The sequence below is a fragment of the bacterium genome (assembly GCA_035549195.1).
GTDB lineage: Bacteria > Oederibacteriota > Muellerivitia > Muellerivitales > Muellerivitaceae > DASZRK01.
Genome location: DASZRK010000002.1, coordinates 107,963 through 122,345, shown reverse-complemented (window position 1 = coordinate 122,345; position 14,383 = coordinate 107,963). Strand labels below are relative to the sequence as shown.

The following is a 14,383-nucleotide window of genomic DNA, read 5'->3' as shown; positions in this document are numbered from 1 at the left end:
AAAGGCCCCGAGGGCGGGGTGTAAAATAAATTTACTCGCCTGTTCCGGCCTTTGAAGGGACCCCGTGAAAGAACCCGAAACGCCCAAGACCATGCTGAAGAAGGAGGAGTGGGGCGGCCTGACCTTCGTGGCGCTCTTTGCCGCCTATGCTTTCCCCCCCTACTTCGTCTATCTGATGACCATGGCGGCCCTCACCGAGTTCGCCCACCTTTGGACCACGCGCCTCTCCCGGGAAGCCCAGGAGAAATTCATCGAGTTCGAGAAGGAATTCCGCCAGGGTTATAAGCTGGAAAAGGCGGGCAAGAAGAAGGAAGCCCTCAAACGATATAAGGAACTGGAAAAGAAATACGCCGGCCATCCCCAGGCGGTGCACCTGACCCAAATGCAGATCGGGAAGCTGGAAGGCGCGAAGCCGCCCAAGAAGAAAGGGGCCTGATCCATGGCCCTCTTTCCCTGCCGCGAATGCGGGAATCCCCTGGAGGCCGAACACCGATATTGCCCGGTCTGCGGCGCGGTCCATGAACCCTTGGACAAGGCCACCGAGGAAGGCATCGCGGCTTTCGAGGAAGGGGAGTATGACAAGGCCCTGCGGTCCTTCAAGGCGGTGGCCAAGAAGAATCCCTTCAATTCCTTCGCGCTGAGGGACGTGGGGCATGCGGCCTTCCATGGGCAGGACCTGGGGGTGGCCCTGGACCATTACCAGAAGGCCCTGCGGATCAACCCCAATCACCTGGACATCCACTTCAATTGCGGCCTCATCCACCGCCAACGGGGGCAGGTGAACGATGCGGCCTTCGAATTCCTCGAGGCCCTCCGGCTGCTGCACCCCATCACTCCGGGCGCCTATTACCTGGGGCTTTTCCATTCGGCCCAGACCCTGGAGTACCAATGCCGCATGAACCTGGGAGCCCTGTTCAAGGAGAAGGGGGAGCTGGAAAAGGCCCTGGAGCAATACCAAAGGACCCTGGAGGGGAACCCGGGCAACCTTCCCGCCCTCGGCGCATCGGGCGACTGCCTGATGGCCTTGGAGCGTTTCGACGAAGCCATCACCGCCTACCGCAAGGCCTTGAAGAAGGTCCCGGCGGGAGAGGAAAGGTGGAACCTGCAGAACGACCTGGGCATCTGCTACTTCAAGAAGGGGGAGCTGGAAAAGGCGGTGGCCGAGTTCAAGGATGTCCTGAAGCAGGACCCGGACCATGTGAACGCCATCTACAACCTGGGGCAGGTCTATTACCACGAGGGCCTGACCGGCCGCATGCGCAAGGACTACGAGGATTTCGTGAAGTCCTCCAAGGACGCCGCTTCCATCCTTTTCGCCCTGTCCAAATCCATGGTCTCGGCTGCCACCGCCCGCAAGGAACAGCCCGTGGGGGAGACCTCCTTGATCGGCGATTGCGCCCCCATGCGGAAGATCCGGGACCTCATCAAGCGCGCGGCGGCGAGCGACGCCACGGTCCTCATCCTGGGGGAGAACGGAACGGGCAAGGAACTGGTGGCCCGCTCCATCCATGAGCAGTCCGCCCGGCACGACCGGCCCTTCGTGCCCCTGGTGTGTTCGGCGTTGAGCGAGACCCTGCTGGAAAGCGAGCTTTTCGGCCATGAGAAGGGCTCCTTCACGGGAGCGGTGGGTCGGAAGATCGGCAAGTTCGAGGCCGCCGACGGCGGCACGGTCTTCCTGGACGAGATCGGGGAGATCTCGGCGGCCACCCAGGTGAAGCTCCTTCGGGTCCTCCAGGAACGGGAGTTCGAGCGGGTGGGAGGGACCGAGCGGGTGAAGGTCGATATCCGGGTCATCGCCGCCACCAACCGGGACCTCAAGAAGGCCATCCAGGACGGCCACTTCCGGGAGGACCTTTTCTACCGGCTCAACGTCATCGTGCTGGAGATGCCGCCCCTGAGGGACCGGGGAGAGGACCTGGCGATCTTGGCCCGTTATTTCCTCGACCGGCTGAAGAAGGAACGGCCGACGCGTTTCGAGACCTTTTCGTCCGAGGCGCTCCAGGCCATGGCCCGTTACCGCTGGCCGGGCAATGTCCGGGAGCTGGAGAATGTCATCGAACGGATCGTGACCTTGCATGACGATGTGGTGATCGAGCCCCGGCATTTGCCGGCGGAGTGGGCCGAGGCGCAGGGCCTTTTGGCATCGGAAGCGGCCACCCTTCCCGGGATCGGGGTCCTGGAGAAGGGGGAGAAGGACCTGATCCTGCGGGTGCTGCAGGAAGCCGGGTTCAACAAGAAGCAGGCGGCCTTGCGGCTGGGGATCAGCCGACCGACCCTCTATCAAAAGATCAGGAAATACGGCCTGAAAACATCCAAAGTGTAAATATAATTAACACTTGGTTATCAATAGTATAATTATTTTACACTCGAACGGTTCAGTTCGAAGAAGCTGGGTCCCAAAACCCTTATTTTGAGCCATTGTAAAAAGACCAAAGATTGGCACAAGCATTGCTTATATGTAATGCAGGTCAGCGACAACTGGCCTAAACGAATCAAAACTCACCTCCAGAGCCTCGGTCGACCCACCGGGGCTCTTTTTTTATGCCCCAAGGGCCATTTTCCACCGAATTTTAACCCTTTCCCCCCTGTGTTATAGTGCCTGAAAGACAGCATCCGCTTTGGAGGACACCCCTGAACACCGACTGGCTGCTCTTTTTCATCACCTTCGCCCTTTCCCTGGGGCTGACCCCCCTTTTCCGCAAGATCGCCCTTCGCACCCAGTTCCTGGACAGCCCGCAAGGCCAGCTCAAGAAGCACACGGCGCCCATCCCCTACCTGGGCGGCCTGGCCATCTATTTCGCCTTCCTGATGGGCATCCTTTCGGCCTTGATCCTCACCCCGCCGGAGGATGGGCCCCGGGTCCTGGCCCTGCTCGCCGGAGGCACGGTCATGGCCATCCTGGGACTGGTGGACGATCTCTTCTCCCTGGGACCGGGCATCAAGTTCCTCTTCCAGGTCCTGGCGGCGGCCTTGCTGATCCTTTTCGGTGTTCAGTTGGAGTTCCTGCCCAGCCACCCCTGGTTGGGGAAAGTCCTGACGGTCTTCTGGGTGCTGGCGGTCACCAACGCGGTGAACCTCATCGACATCATGGATGGGCTGGCGGGCGGGGTAACGGTCCTGGCCTGCCTGGGTTTCGCCTTGGTCCCTGCCCTGGGGCCGCATAGCTATGTTCACCTGACCGCTGCCGCGCTGGGGGGGAGCGTCCTGGGGTTCCTTCCCTACAACTACCAACCGGCCAGGATCTATATGGGGGACTCGGGCGCCCTGTTCCTGGGTTTCGTCCTGGCGGGACTCGCCATGGGCCACGGCTATTCCCAAGTGAACGTGGAAGGCCTCCTGGCCCCCCTGCTCATCCTCGGGATCCCCCTTTACGACACGGCCCTGGTCATGTTCCTGCGCTTCCTGAAGGGACGTTCCATGTTCCGCGGCTCCAACGACCACTTGGCCTTGCGCCTGCGGGCGGTGGGCATGACGGTCAAGCAGGTGGTCGGGACCCTTTGGGGGCTTTCCATCCTCCTGGGGATCGCGGCCTGGGTGCTGGTCCATGTCTCCGAAAAAAGGGCGACCATCCTCCTCTTGGGACTCTTCACCTTGACGCTCCTTTTCACGGTGGCGGTCTCGGTGATCCCGGTGGACGAGGGGAAACAAAAGGTCCGGGAGAACCCCTTCCGGCTTTTCCTGAAGCCCCCTGACCGGAGCCCCCGAAAGTCCCGGAAGAAATGAAGCCCCGCGTCCTCATCGCGGGCGGCGGCTTGGCGGGACTGTCCTGCGCCCGGGAGCTCTTCCAACATTCCCATCCCTATCTCCTCGTCGAGAAGGAAAAGGATCCGGGCGGCCTCTGCCGTTCCGTGCTGACCCAGGGTTTCACCTACGATTACACGGGGCACTTCCTCCACTTCCAGGACCCCAAGGTCAAGGAATGGGTGCTTGGATGGGTCGGGGACCGGCTCAAGGTCCGCCGCCGCCACGCGGTCATCCATAGCGAAGGGACCTACAGCGAATATCCCTACCAGGAGAACAACGCGGGACTTCCCAGCGCCACCGTGCGGGAGAACGTCCTGGGCTATCTCCAAGCCCAGTTGGGGCGGCGGTCGGCGGACGGGACGGGCCCGGCGGATGATTTCAGGACCTGGTGCCTGCGCTCTTTCGGCGAAGGCATCTCCAAGAATTTCATGTTCCCCTACAACCAAAAGCTCTGGAAGTTCCCGCTGCACAAACTCTCGACCCATTGGATGGGGCGCTTCGTGCCCCGCCCGAGGGTCCTGGAGGTCCTGGAAGGGGCCCGGGGCTCCCGCAACTCCAGCGCGGGCTACAACGCCACGTTCCTCTATCCCGACCAGGGCGGCATCTCCATCCTCCCCCAGGCCATCGCGAAAGGGCTCCCGGACCTTTGGCTCGGGGCCGAACTGGCGGGGCTCCACCTGGGGAAAAGGACCGCGTGGCTGAAGGATGGACGGGCGGTCCCCTTCGACCGGATGGTCTCCAGCCTTCCCCTGCCCCGCCTGGTCCGCTTGACCCGCGACCTTCCGGCGGGCCTGCGCCGGATGGCCGGCAGGCTCAAGGCCACCTCGATCTACAACATCAACCTGGGCCTCCGGGGGCGCCAACCCATCCCCTATAGCTGGGTCTATTTCCCGGGGGCCGAGTTCACCTTCCACCGGGCCGGTTCGGTGAGCGCCTGCGTGCCCACGGTCGCCCCCTCGGGGCACTTTTCCCTTTATGTGGAATTCTCCTACCGGGGCCCGCGGCCCTCGCCGAAGGTCCTGGGGAAGCAGGCCCTGGAAGGCCTGAAGCACCTGGGCTGGATCAAGAGCGGGAAGCAGGTCGTCAGCCGGGCGGACCTGGACCTGCCCGGTGCCTATGTGATCTATGACCGGGACCGCGAGTGCGTGCCGGAGCTCCTGGACCATTACCGGCGTAAAGGCGTGGATGGCGTGGGCCGCTACGGCCTTTGGGAGTACGGGAGCATGGAAAGCGCCATCGCCCAAGGAACGTCCGCCGCCCGGAGGATCCTGGGGCGCCGCTGATCCTTTTCCTCGGACACGGGCTTTTTGCGGACCCCCCGGATGTATAATGCGCGTCAAAACCAGGGGAAAAGGGGAACCATGGCCGGACAGCTCGACGTCGATTCGCTCAAGGGCATCCCCTTGTTCAAGGAACTGGGCCCTTCCGAACTGGCCAGCGTGTCGACCCTCTTCTTCGAGAAGGTCTATACCCGCAACGCCACCCTTTTCGTGGAAGGCATGACGGGGGAGATCCTCTACGTCATCCGCAAGGGCACGGTGAACATCACCAAGAAGGGGAAGGGGAACGAGGAGATCGTGTTGGCGAGCCTGAAGGAGGGCGAGTTCCTGGGGGAGATGTCCCTCATCGACAACCGTCCCCGGACCGCCACCGCCCGGGTCGCCGAGGACTCGAGCCTCCTGGTCATGACCAAGAAGGCCTTCACGACCCTTTTGGAGAAGCACCCCGATATCGCCCTGAAGATCCTGCTGGTCTTCCTGCGCACGGCCAACGAACGGCTCCGCAAGGCCAACGAGTCCATCAAACAAGTCTGAAAGACGATCCCATGCGAACCCCGAAACCGCTTTTCCTCGCCTTGTCCTTCCTTTCCCTCGTCACCGCCCTTTGGGCGGACGTGGACGGCGACCGCCTGGCCAACGACCCCCGGTCCTATTGGCATTACCTCAACGGGATCTATGCCCAGCGCACCGGCGACGTGGAGCGGTCCCTGGTCGAGTTCCAGCAGGCCATCCGCTACGACCCCAGGTCGGCCTCCATCCATGACCGCCTGGCCTACCACTATTACGTGGAGGGCCTGGAGTACAAGAGCGTGGAGGAACTGCGCAAGTCCATCGAGATCTCCCCCGAGAAGATCGAACCGCGCATGATGCTGGCGGGCCTCTTGGGGTCGCAGGGCGAGTACGGCAAGGCCCAGCATGAGTACGAGGAGATCCTGAGGATCGATCCCCAGGACCTGGAGGCCCGCTATTACTTGGCGGGGGTGCTGGCCGGACAGAACCGCTACGAGGACGCCATCCAGCAATACGTCAAGATCCTGGCCGACCATCCCAAGGAAGAGGCCGTCTATTACAACATGGGCCTCATCTATACCCGCTCCAACCAGGTGGTGAAGGCCGAGGAGGCCTTCAAGAAGGCCATCGACCTGGACGCCAAGGACGCCCGCGCCTATTCCTCCCTGGGCCTGGTCTATGAACTGGACCAGAAACCCCAGCAAGCCATCACCATCTACCAGGCCCTGGCGGAGAAGGACCCGGAGAACCCCCAGCCTTACCTGGCCATGGGACAGCTCTATTACAACCAGAAGGAGGATGGGAAGGCCCTGGAGGCTTTCCAGCGTTATTCCTCCCTGAAACCGGAGGATGTGGGGGTCAACGACTACATCGGCCTGTGCTATTTCCGCCTCCAGCGTTATCCCGAGGCCGTCCAGGTCTTCCAAAAAATACTGGAAAAGAAACCGACCGAGGCCCTCATCCGCTACCGCCTGGCGGCCGCCTATGAGGAGATGAAGGACTTCGCCGATTCGGAGCTCCAGCTCCAGGAGATCCTGAAGAACGATGATAAATCCCTGGATGCCTGGGTGCGCCTGGCCCTCCTTTATGACCGGGAGAAGAAGGCCGACCTGGCCCAAAAGACCGTGGAAGAGGGTCTGAAGGCCGTACCGGACCATCCGGACCTGCTCCTGGTCCAGGGGATGCTCTACCACGAGGCGGAGAAGTATCCCGAGGCCCTGGAACAATACCGGCGGGTGATCAAGATCGAGAAGAATTACCGGGACAAGCAGGCGCCCGAATTCAACATCGGCTCCCTGGCCCAGGCCTATTTCAACCAGGGCGTGGTCCTGGACAAGCAGGGCCATTTCGACGACTCCATCGCCTCCATGAAACAGGTCCTGGAGATCCAGCCCGAGAACGCCGAGGTCGATAACTACATCGGTTACTCCTTCGCCGACAAGGGCATCCGCCTGGACGAGGCTAAGCGTTACATGGAAAGCGCCCTCAAGCTCGAACCGGAGAACCCCTATTACCTGGACAGCATGGGCTGGGTCCAATTCAAGCGGGGCGAATACCCCCAGGCCCAGGCCAGCCTGGAGAAGGCCGTCCAACTCCTCAAGACCTCCCAAAAGGACGATGCGGTCATCTTCGACCACCTGGCCCAGGTCTACCTCAAGCAGGGGCAGAAGCGGCAGGCGGTGGCGCAGTGGAAGAAGGCCTCCGCGCTGGACCCCGCCAACAAGGACTTCTCCCTGAAGATCCAAGAGAATTCCACTTCGGGTCTTTGAATGCCAAAAGATCCTTTACCGCCAAGACGCCAAGACGCCAAGAAGATCTTAGAAAAGATCGAAAAGCGGGACCCGGAGGCCCGAAGGGATGTTTTCCAAGGGTCTTTTTTCCCTGATCCGGACGTTCTTTTCCCGGGAATTTTCATTCGGTCCTTCTTGGCGTCTTGGCGCCTTGGCGGTGAATGGGGTGTTCTCTCTTGAGCCTGAACCTGTTCTTGCGGACGCCCGCGAAGGTCAACCCGGTCCTGGAGGTCCTGGGGCGGCGTCCCGACGGCTTCCATGAACTGGCCCTGGTGTTCCAGGCCGTCGCCCTTTACGACGAACTGAGGATGGAGGAGGGCGGCTCCGGCCTCCGTCTCGAGGTCGAGGGCTCGACGCTCCCGGCGGACGATTCGAACCTGGTCCTGAGGGCGGCGCGTCTTTTCGCGAAAGAGGCGCTGGGGAAGGAGCCGGGGGTCCGGATCGGGCTCACCAAGAGGATCCCCATGGCCGCGGGGTTGGGTGGCGGTTCCAGCGACGCGGCCGCGACCCTTTTGGGTCTGGACCGTCTTTTCAAGACCGGGTGGGGACCGGCCAAGCTCCAACCCCTGGCGGCCCAATTGGGTTCCGACGTGGCCTTCTTCCTCAAGGGCGGCACCGCCTTGGGGACCGGCCGGGGCGAGATCATCGAACCTTGGGACTCTCCGGCCTCCTGGTCCCTGGTGCTGGTCAAGCCCGCGGAGGGCCTTTCGACGCCTTCGGTCTACGGGTCGGGAAAGGCGTTGTTCACCGGCGGGGAGAAGGCCCGGGCTTTCCGGCAGGTGGCCGCGGACGGGAGAGCGGACCGGATCGGCCGGGCCCTGTTCAACGGCCTGGAGCCCGCGGCCCTTTTTCTCCTGCCCCTCATCGGAAAGGTCCGGGAGGCGCTGGAGAAGGCGGGAAGCCTGGGGGTCCTGGTCAGCGGCAGCGGGCCGACGGTCTTCGGGGTGGCGGAGAACGCGGACCATGCGGAGCGGATCCGCGGTTCGCTCGAGGGCCGGGGTTGGGAGGTCTGGGCGGTCCAAGCGGTCCCCGATGGGGTCCAATTCATTTGAGGGTGGAACATGGCTAAAACGAGGAACTCTCCAAACCGTTGGGTGCTTCTCTCCCTGGCGGTCCTGGTCCTGGCGGTTTTGGGCGGGCTTTACTTCATTTATGGGGTCCTGCCGGGCAAGGTCGCCCAGTCCATTGCGGCCAAGGCCAAGGTCAAGAAGCCCGTCACCGAGACCCCGGCGGTCTATGGGATGTCCCATTATGAGGCGGTCACGATCCGGACCCCGGACGGCATCCCCCTGGCGGCCTGGTGGATCCCGGCCGAAAAGAAGAAGGACGTCCTGGCGACGGTTCTGCTGACCCACGGCGCCTTCAAGAACCGGGAACAGGTGCTGTCGCGGGCCCTTTTCCTCCACAAGCTGGGATGCCAGGTCCTGATCTTCGACCAGCGGGGCTGCGGGCAGAGCGGGGACGCGCCCCTGGCCGGCGGCGTCCTGGAATACAAGGATTTCCCCGCGGCCCGGGCCTATTTGGAAAGCCGCCATTCGTTGAAAGGTCCCCTGGTCTATTTCGGGTTCTCCATGGGGGCCATCAGCGCCCTGCGCGCCGCCATTGGGACGCCGAACGTATCGGTCATTGCCGACAGCCCCCTCGCCAACCTCAAGTCCTATGTCTCCCGCCGTACCATGGGCGCCAAGTTCGCGGCCTTTCCCGGGTTCCTGCAAAAGGTCCTTTCCGCCTATGACCAGGACACGGGGTTGGACCTGAAGGAAAGCGACCTGGACCTGCTGCCGGTGGTGAAACAATTGAACGGGGTCCCCACGGTCTATATCACGGGCGAGAAGGACGACCTGGCCAAGTCGGACGAGGTCCGGAAACTCTTCGAAGCCACCACGTCCCGGCAAAAGCGGCTCATCTATATCCCCGACGCAGGCCATGAGGAGACCTACAAGCTCTATCCGATGATCTATGAGAAGGTGGTGGAAGAGTTCCTGAAGGACCTGAAGGCCGGCTTCCCGAAGGCGGAAGAGGATCTAATGAGCGGGCAGAAAAAGAAGGGTCACTCGACGCAGCCAATGAAGTAATGGCAGTGGTAGCAGACGATCTTGCACTTTTTGGTGACCATCCCATGGCCGCATTGGGGACAGGTGTAGAAGAGTTTCTCGGTCTCCGAATTTTGTCCCTTGGCGAGACCCTTGCCGATCTCGAAGAGGGAAGGGAGCCGGGTGATCTTTTCGGGGGTTTCCTGTTCTTGTTCCATGTTTTCAGGCTATCACGCGCCGGGGCCGGGTCTCAACCGCCCTTTTGACCATATAATTGGCGCTTGCATAAGGAAGTTGCGGGAATTAAATTACCTGCCCGCCGATGGGTTTTAGGGTTTTTAACTAAAAATTAAGAATTCGAAATTCAAAATTCGCGGCTTTGCGGACATTGGGGCGTCGACAAGCGGTAAGTCACCAGATTTTGGATCTGGCATTCGTAGGTTCGAATCCTACCGCCCCAGCCAATTAAGCCCTCTCTTCCTTCGGGAGAGAGGGCTTAATTATTTGTGGTAATAGGGATTCGAACCGTGAGGGGTATGGGGAACAGTAGGTCCCCATGTCGTTCAAAGGGGTACACAGGGGTCCTTTCCCCTGTGAGCGAAGCGGTTCGACATTCACCGCCCTGGGTTTGGTCTATCGAAAGCCCTCTCTTCCTTCGGGAGAGAGGGCTTAATTATTTGTGGTAATAGGGATTCGAACCGTGGGGTTCATAGGGGCAGGGCCCCTAGGGCCTTTCATGGGGTACACAGGGGGTCCTTTCCCCTGTGAGCTAACCCTTCGATGAACTCAGGGCGGGCGGCTTTGTGGTGGGTTTATCGAACCATTCGACCTTCACCGCTTCCCGTCTTTACCCGGATTTTTCCCGCCGAACGCGGTCCCTGTATAAAATGCCCCAATGGTCCCCAAGGATATCGCCGAACAATGGTTGGTCCGGTTCCAGGATTGCGTCCGGAAACAGGATTACGCGTCCGCGCGGGAACTTTTCGACCCCGATGTCCTGGGATATGGAAGCCGGGTCCATGCGGTGGCCGGCCAGAGGGGCCTGGAGGCCGAGCAGTGGTCCAGGGTCTGGCCCAATATCGAGGGGTTCACTTTCCAATTGGACGCCATGCGGGTCCATGGGGAGGCCGCCCATGGGGTCCTGTCCATCGCCGTTCCCTGGACCTCCACCGGCATCGCCCCCGACCAGGGACGGTTCGAAAGGCCGGGCAGGTCGACGTTGATCCTGCGCCTCAAGGGCGGGGATCGGTGGCATTGCGTCCATAGCCATTTTTCCCTGCTACCGGGCGTGCCCAACGTCCTGCGATGATCCACTTCCTGGCCACCCGTTTCGGCCTCCATACGATCGACGAATACCTGGCCGGGGCGGGAGCCCCGGACCGGGACATCCTCAAACCGGTCCCCTATGGGCATCCGCTCTTGCGCTCCGCCGGCGAGCCACCGCCGGGCGTCTATCTTTTCACCGACATCGAGCGTTTGAGCCCCGCCGAGGAGGCCCAAGCCGGGGAGCTGTGGGAGCGTTTGCAGGAGGATCCCGCGCGGTGGGTGACCTTGAACCAGCCTGGGCGGACCCTGCGCCGCTTGGAACTTCTCCGGAAGCTCCAAGCGGAAGGCATCAACCGTCACCGGGCCTGGCCCCTGTGGCAACCCCCTCCTCCCGATGTCCGGTTCCCGGTCTTCCTCCGCGTGGCCAACGACCATGATGGAGCCCGGTCGGGGTTGTTGGAGGGCCCGGAGGCGCTCCAGCGGCGGATCGAGGAACTGCGTTCCCAGGGAAAGGACCTGGAAGGATGGATCGCCTGCGAGTACGCGGGGTCCCAACGTCCCGACGGGGCCTATGCCAAATACGCGGCCTTCCTCATCGGGGATGAGGTGATCCCCCGGGGCGTGCTTTTCAATTCCCATTGGCAGGTCAAGGAAGCGGGACTTTTCGAGGAAGGGTTGCTGGCGGAGGAAAGGGACCATGTCGCCCGGAACCCCCATGCCGACCTCCTGCGCCGCGTTTTCGCCCTGGCCGGCGTGGATTATGGGCGCGTCGACTATGGAGTGGACGCAGAGGGCCGGATCAGTGTCTGGGAGATCAACACCAATCCGCAGATCTTTTCCCTGGCCCTGACCCGGTCGTCCCACCGCCGGGAATTGAACCGGAAATGGGTGGAGACCTTCGGCCGGAAGATGCGGGCCTTGAACGACCGGGTGCCCCACCGGCCCGGGACCGTGGGGATCCTTCAGCGGGCCTATTGGGCCGTCATGCGCTGGTCGGCCACCCGCCCGTCCGCCGGCCGCTTGGAAAGGTCCTTCCGTTCCGCCCCTTACCGGATCCTGCGGCGGTTGTCCACGCGGGGGCCGTTCCCGGCCGGGAACCCCGGCAAGGGAGGGCGCCCGGGTCTTTGTTACGCATCCAGGGACGGTGGGGATGAGTTGCCGGTCATCGATATCACCCACCCTTCCTTTGGCTATCCGCCGCCGAAGGGCCGGGAGCGGAGCATCGTGGAACGGGTCCTGTCCCGCGCCGTGATCGAACCGATGGGGAAATTCTGGCCCGGGTCGCCCCTGGTCCGGGAGGTCCGGGACGCGCGGGGCAGCTTCCTGAGCGGCATGGGCACCTATCTGATGAAACTGGGCCCGGAACACCAAAAGCCGGGCTGGGGGGGATGGTTCGACCGCCGCATCGCGGCGTCCGAATTGGCCCGGACCCTGCGGTTGCGTCTCTGGGACATGGCGCATTTACAGGCCGAGGGGGTGGCCCCGGCCCTGGCGGAAAATCCGGGTGTTCCCCTCCACTTCATCAACATCGGGGGCGGGCCCGCGATCGACAACCTCAACGCGCTGATCCTCCTGTCCCGGGATCCGCGCCGACTCCTGTCGGACCGGAAGGTCCTGATCCACGTCCTGGAACTGGAAAGGGAAGGTCCCGCCTTCGGGAGCCGGGCCTTGGACGCCCTCCGTTCCGCCGGGGGGCCTTTGCGGGGCCTGGAAATCGCCTTGGAGGTGATCGACTATGATTGGGAGGACCCGGAACCGCTGCGGCGGTTGTTGGGGTCCCTGGGTCCGGCGGCCCTCGTTGTTGTTTCGTCGGAAGGGGCCCTTTTTTCCTATGCTTCCGATGGGGTGGTGGCCGCCCATTTGGACCTGTTCCGTCGGACGGGCCCGGGCCTGCTGGTCGGTTCCGTGGCCCGTTCCCAGGCGCCTTCCGGCGGGGAGAAGAACGCCCAAGGCCCCGCCCTCCAGCACCGGGATTGGTCCCACCTCGAAAAGCTGGCGGTCCAAAGCGGGTGGGTCCCGCAATTGGTCCGTAGTACTGAGTTCAGCCACCATTTCCGGATGACCGGAGGCTTGAAATGAGCCGTACCATGGGGATGGTCCTCAAGTAGATTTAGGCGTGGCCTCTTTTTGTGTCGTTGGGGAATAAAGCGGGTAAAGCCGTGAAAGAACGTCGACCGAGAAAGGAACGTTATGCCGACCATCAATCCTTACATCAACTTCAATGGGAACGCCGAAGAAGCGTTCGGATTTTACCGATCGGTCTTCGGGGGAGAATTCTCGAAGATCGTCCGTTTCAAGGACCTAGCGAGCCCCGAGTTCCAGGTCCCGGAGAAGGAAGCGAATAAAATAATGCACATCGCCTTGCCCATCGGGAAGAATGTTTTGATCGCCAATGACGTCCCGGAAAGGATGGGGCGGGTGAACGAAAACGAGAACAGGTCCAAGATAGCGATCAGCGCGGAAAGCCGTGAAGAGGCCGACAGGTTGTTCAATGGACTTTCGGCGGGTGGAGCGATCGAAGTGCCTATCGCCGACAGTCCCTGGGGTTCCTATTTCGGGATGTTCCGGGATAAGTACGGCATTGAATGGACCGTGGACTTTGACCCGAAGAACAGGGGTCAAAAGTAACTAGGTCCATGCCCCTGAACTAGGGTGGGTCCCGATAGGTCCTTCTCTTGGCCCTGTCGGGAATGGAGGATTTCGTCGAAGTTTAAAAGATCCTCCGCGAATGCCCGATCGGCTCTCTTTTCACCTTAAACGGACCCAAAGGAACGACCGGTCCGTTTTCTTTGATTCCCCAAAATCCGTTTTATAATCATTGAATGCAATGCCCCAGTTGCCGGTTCGAACAAGCCGATGGCAATGAGACCTGCGAAGCCTGCGGGTTGATCTTCGCCAAATGGCGGGAACGCAATGCGCCTCCGCCCCCGGAGACCCCCGGACCTGGGCCGGCGCCATCGGGCCCGGAACCGGCCGCCGCGCCGCCTTTAGAAAACCCGCCCCCGGCCGAAACGAACCCTTGGAAAAAACCGCTGCCCGAGCGGCAATACCAGGAGTTCCCACTCAAGAAGATGATCCTGCTCGCGGTCCCGCTCCTGCTGGGAGCGGCCCTCTATTCCTTTTGGCCCACACCCAAGACCGACGGATACGCCACCCCGAAGCCCATCGAGCGCCCGACCTCCATCTATGGGAACGCCACCGAAGAGCCGTCCCCGGAGGCGACCTGGACCCCCCTGCCTTGCGGGTATCCCGATGCGACCTGCACCCCCACGCCCATCGCCACCCCCATGACCATCGCGGGCCCGTCCTGGCAGTTCCACGGGAAGGTCCTGGACTGCCTCCATTTGTCGACCATCAGCGGCGCCGTGATTGTCTTCTCGAACAACGGCGTGGCGGTGACCGCCACCACGAACGAACAGGGTTTTTACCATGTGACCGTCCCCCCGCTCTCGGCTCCGGAAGCCTACGAGGTCCGGATCAGTCACCCGAATTTCGGGGAAAGGTATTGGACGGATGACCCGTCGGGGCTGGACGTGGGGGCGCGGATGGCCAAGGCCTATGAGGAACCGCCGAACCAGAGCTTCCGGGGGACCGAGGGCGGGGGGGACCAAGCCGTGGACTTTTCCATGTTCCCCTACCAGCTCAGCGAGCAGGAACGGATGCAGTTACAGAACGCCCGCCCCCCAAGTCAGCCCTAGGGAAGGCAGGCCCTTTTTCCCGGCCCATGCCCCTTTTCGGGGGCCCGGGCCGTCCTCTTTCC

At 62.1% G+C, this 14,383-nt stretch carries 13 protein-coding genes and 1 tRNA gene; 13 read left to right on the top strand and 1 reads right to left on the bottom strand.

Features of this window, described 5'->3' with window-relative positions; genetic code table 11:
* Nucleotides 1-64 precede the first annotated feature (64 nt).
* The 8 genes from VHE12_00615 (at nucleotide 65) to VHE12_00580 (ending at nucleotide 9,399) form a co-directional block, all read left to right on the top strand.
* On the top strand, nucleotides 65-436 hold the full coding sequence (locus tag VHE12_00615; GenBank protein ID HVZ79280.1) for a hypothetical protein: 372 nt from the start codon (nucleotides 65-67) through the stop codon (nucleotides 434-436).
* Between the two features lie 3 nt (nucleotides 437-439).
* Entirely contained in the window at nucleotides 440-2,323 is a 1,884-nt protein-coding gene (locus VHE12_00610) for a sigma 54-interacting transcriptional regulator (GenBank protein HVZ79279.1), read from the top strand.
* Between the two features lie 272 nt (nucleotides 2,324-2,595).
* A complete protein-coding gene (locus VHE12_00605) occupies nucleotides 2,596-3,723 on the top strand; it encodes an MraY family glycosyltransferase (GenBank protein HVZ79278.1) in 1,128 nt (375 codons plus the stop codon).
* Nucleotides 3,720-5,027, top strand: coding sequence for an FAD-dependent oxidoreductase (locus tag VHE12_00600; GenBank protein HVZ79277.1), 1,308 nt, complete (start codon nucleotides 3,720-3,722; stop codon nucleotides 5,025-5,027). Before VHE12_00605 ends, VHE12_00600 begins: the two co-directional genes overlap by 4 nt.
* A 78-nt stretch (nucleotides 5,028-5,105) precedes the next feature.
* Nucleotides 5,106-5,558 carry a cyclic nucleotide-binding domain-containing protein gene (locus VHE12_00595; protein HVZ79276.1) on the top strand — a complete coding sequence of 151 codons (453 nt, stop codon included), beginning with the start codon at nucleotides 5,106-5,108 and terminating at the stop codon, nucleotides 5,556-5,558.
* A gap of 11 nt (nucleotides 5,559-5,569) precedes the next feature.
* Nucleotides 5,570-7,303: a tetratricopeptide repeat protein gene (locus tag VHE12_00590; protein HVZ79275.1), complete on the top strand. Its 1,734-nt coding sequence runs from the start codon at nucleotides 5,570-5,572 to the stop codon at nucleotides 7,301-7,303.
* 197 nt (nucleotides 7,304-7,500) lie between these two features.
* The gene (gene ispE, locus VHE12_00585; GenBank protein ID HVZ79274.1) at nucleotides 7,501-8,376 is read left to right on the top strand and encodes a 4-(cytidine 5'-diphospho)-2-C-methyl-D-erythritol kinase; all 876 of its coding nucleotides are present in this window, start codon (nucleotides 7,501-7,503) and stop codon (nucleotides 8,374-8,376) included.
* Between the two features lie 9 nt (nucleotides 8,377-8,385).
* Complete coding sequence (locus VHE12_00580) at nucleotides 8,386-9,399, top strand: alpha/beta hydrolase (GenBank protein HVZ79273.1); 1,014 nt, start codon at nucleotides 8,386-8,388, stop codon at nucleotides 9,397-9,399.
* Here VHE12_00580 and VHE12_00575 read toward each other — a convergent pair.
* Nucleotides 9,375-9,575, bottom strand: coding sequence for a hypothetical protein (locus tag VHE12_00575; protein ID HVZ79272.1), 201 nt, complete (start codon nucleotides 9,573-9,575; stop codon nucleotides 9,375-9,377). The genes VHE12_00580 and VHE12_00575 overlap by 25 nt on opposite strands.
* 171 nt (nucleotides 9,576-9,746) lie before the next feature.
* Here VHE12_00575 and VHE12_00570 point away from each other — a divergent pair.
* The 5 genes from VHE12_00570 (at nucleotide 9,747) to VHE12_00550 (ending at nucleotide 14,321) form a co-directional block, all read left to right on the top strand.
* Nucleotides 9,747-9,821: transfer RNA gene (locus VHE12_00570), tRNA-Gln, on the top strand.
* A 431-nt stretch (nucleotides 9,822-10,252) separates the two neighbouring features.
* Nucleotides 10,253-10,666 (top strand): nuclear transport factor 2 family protein, encoded by a 414-nt coding sequence (locus VHE12_00565; protein HVZ79271.1) that lies wholly within the window; start codon nucleotides 10,253-10,255, stop codon nucleotides 10,664-10,666.
* Complete coding sequence (locus VHE12_00560) at nucleotides 10,663-12,702, top strand: hypothetical protein (protein ID HVZ79270.1); 2,040 nt, start codon at nucleotides 10,663-10,665, stop codon at nucleotides 12,700-12,702. The genes VHE12_00565 and VHE12_00560 overlap by 4 nt, the downstream gene beginning before the upstream one ends.
* A 111-nt stretch (nucleotides 12,703-12,813) precedes the next feature.
* Nucleotides 12,814-13,251, top strand: a complete 438-nt coding sequence (locus VHE12_00555; protein ID HVZ79269.1) for a VOC family protein — start codon at nucleotides 12,814-12,816, stop codon at nucleotides 13,249-13,251.
* A gap of 194 nt (nucleotides 13,252-13,445) precedes the next feature.
* Nucleotides 13,446-14,321 (top strand): carboxypeptidase-like regulatory domain-containing protein, encoded by an 876-nt coding sequence (locus tag VHE12_00550; protein HVZ79268.1) that lies wholly within the window; start codon nucleotides 13,446-13,448, stop codon nucleotides 14,319-14,321.
* The last annotated feature ends 62 nt before the right edge of the window (nucleotides 14,322-14,383 follow it).